Below are 1,064 nucleotides of genomic sequence, written 5' to 3' on the forward strand. Positions count from 1 at the left end.
CCTGCGCCGCGCCGCCGCCTTCGCGGTGCATGGCGAGCATGGCCAGCAGCCCCAGCGCCATCATCATCTTCGGGTTCAGGCCGCCAGCGCCCGCTTCGCTGCTGCCGTGCTGTCCGAGAACTCCGCCCAGCACGCTATCGAGTAGCCCCATGATCGACTCCTTCCTGTGAGTGTGGCGCCGGGCCAGGATGGCCCGGGTGCCGTCAAAATCCGCCTAGTACCGCGTTGAGCGTGGCCAGGCAGGCCAGCCCGGCGGTCTCCGTACGCAAGATGCGCGGGCCGAGTGACACGCCCGTGAAACCGGCTCGCATTGCCGCGGCTTCCTCGTCCGGCGCGAGCCCGCCTTCCGGCCCGATCAGCAGCGTCGCGCCGTTGGCAAGCAGGGCATCGCGCCGTTCCGTGGCAAACGATACCAGCGACTGCGTGGCGCGCGGCGATACCAGCAGGCGCGCGCCTTGGGCCGCCGCCAGGTCCGCCTGCAGCAGCCAGGATTCCAGGTTGGCCACCGGCGCGACGTCCGGCAAGCGGTTACGCCCGCATTGCTCGCATGCGGCCTCGACCAGCGCCTGCCAGTGCGCCTGGCGCTTTTGCGCCCGCTCGGCCGACAGCCGCACCACCGAGCGCGCCGCCTGCAGCGGCTGGATCGCCGCCACGCCGAGTTCGACGGCCTTCTCGATCAGCCAGTCCATCTTGTCGCCGCCGGCCAGTCCCTGTGCCAGCGTGACGCGGAATGGCGCCTCGGACTCCGACGGGTCGTGACTGCCGATCCGTGCCAGCGCATGGCGCTTGCCGAGTTCGACCAGGGTGGCGGCATGGCTGCCGCCGCGCCCGTCGAACAAGGTGATGCCGTCGCCCGGGTTGAGGCGCAGCACCTGGACATGCCGTACCACGGCTTCCGGCAGGTCCAGTTCGGTCTGAGGCGCCAGGGCGGCGTCGATGAAAAAGCGCGGCGGCATCAGGCGCGTCCATCCTTGTTCTCGTCGGCGGCCTTGTCCGCTGCCACCGGTTTGCCGAAGCCCCAACGGTAGCCGTCGGGATCCTCGACCATGCAATAGCGGTCGCCC

At 70.4% G+C, this 1,064-nt stretch carries 1 protein-coding gene and 2 pseudogenes; all 3 read right to left on the minus strand.

Going from position 1 to position 1,064, the window contains the following annotated elements; all coding sequences use genetic code 11:
- Positions 1–151: pseudogene (locus P3W85_RS45505) on the minus strand (YidB family protein); the annotation flags it as partial.
- Positions 152–203: 52 nt separating this feature from the next.
- Positions 204–956 carry a 16S rRNA (uracil(1498)-N(3))-methyltransferase gene (locus P3W85_RS13005; protein ID WP_276265084.1) on the minus strand — a complete coding sequence of 251 codons (753 nt, stop codon included), beginning with the start codon at positions 954–956 and terminating at the stop codon, positions 204–206.
- A pseudogene (locus tag P3W85_RS45325) lies at positions 956–1,064 on the minus strand (VOC family protein); the annotation flags it as partial. The pseudogene P3W85_RS45325 and the gene P3W85_RS13005, both read right to left, overlap by 1 nt.

The organism is Cupriavidus basilensis, assembly GCF_029335485.1.
Lineage (GTDB): Bacteria > Pseudomonadota > Gammaproteobacteria > Burkholderiales > Burkholderiaceae > Cupriavidus > Cupriavidus basilensis_E.

Bases quoted from the DNA above. Each gene is read 5' to 3' on its own strand.
- P3W85_RS13005 (WP_276265084.1), bottom strand. From the start codon at position 956: ATGCCGCCGCGCTTTTTCATCGACGCCGCCCTGGCGCCTCAGACCGAA.